Genomic DNA, 1,163 nt, shown 5'->3' on the forward strand with positions numbered 1-1,163 from the left:
CTAAAGGCCGCTGGATCACCAAGGAAGGTGGCGGCTACACCGCAGTTGGTGTTGGTGGTGCATTGACCGGCCGAGGCTTTAAGATTGGTATCATCGACGACCCATTCAAGAACCGTGAGGAAGCAGATAGCCCTGTAATACGTGAAGCCCGTGACGGCTGGTATAAGTCAACCTTCTCAACGCGTGAAGAAGGCAACTCGATGATCGTCTTTATTCTTACGCGTTGGCACGACGATGATCTAGCCGGACGTGTGCTCAAAGCGTCACGAGAAGCTAAAGCTAGAGGTGAAGCGTATGATGAATGGAAAATCATTGAATACAAAGCTATCGCTACCGAGGACGACGAACACCGCAAAGCAGGTGAGGCACTATGGCCTGATAAGTTCTCGCTTGAAAAGCTACTAAAAAAGCGTGCCGAAATGGGTAGCTATGAATTCTCAGCACTGTACCAGCAAAACCCAATTGATGAAGAGAACCGCAAGTTCAAGCAAGCATGGTATAAATATCGCGAATTCAGTAACGTCTTACAGCGTGATACCTATAACGTCATGACAATCGATCCGCGTGGCAAAGATGACATTGACCAAGGTACTGACTACATTGGTATAACCCTCAACTTTATCGATCGTGAAGGCAAATGGAATGTGATATGTTACCGCACGAAGCTATCCGCCACTGACCTAGTAGACCTCATGTTTACCAACTGGAAGCGGTACAACCTACACAAGATTGGCATTGAGGATAACCAGTTCACTCAAGCTCTGAAGTCTGTCTGGGAAGAGGAGATGGTGCGTCGTGGTGTCTACATGGATGTCGAGCTACTGAAGCACGGCGGGCACAGCAAAGCATTGCGTATCGAAGCTCTAGTCCCACGATACGAACGTGGCGGCATTTACCACATTAAGCACGGTGATACGAATTTCTGTAAAGACCTAGAAGGCGAACTCAGTATGTTTCCAAAAGCCACCAACGATGATGCAAGTGATTCATTGGCATATCAAGTACAACTGGCTCAACGCCCAGAGGACGATGTCGGTAGTGGTGAGGTATACAATCAATCACTTACAGATAGAGACATAACAGCAACATGGAATTAAGGAGGGGATCATGAAAAAGTTTGTACCAGAATTTGGCAAAGTTAAAGAGAAGCAGCAACTAGATGA

The 1,163-nt window shown here is 46.9% G+C and carries 1 protein-coding gene; it reads left to right on the forward strand.

The window, feature by feature from the left end; genetic code table 11:
- A partial coding sequence (locus Q0507_RS00795; RefSeq protein WP_298710965.1) for a terminase large subunit domain-containing protein occupies positions 1-1,097 on the forward strand: 1,097 nt, incomplete at its 5' end.
- Positions 1,098-1,163 lie beyond the last annotated feature (66 nt).

The sequence above is a fragment of the uncultured Veillonella sp. genome (assembly GCF_938010505.1).
GTDB lineage: Bacteria > Bacillota > Negativicutes > Veillonellales > Veillonellaceae > Veillonella.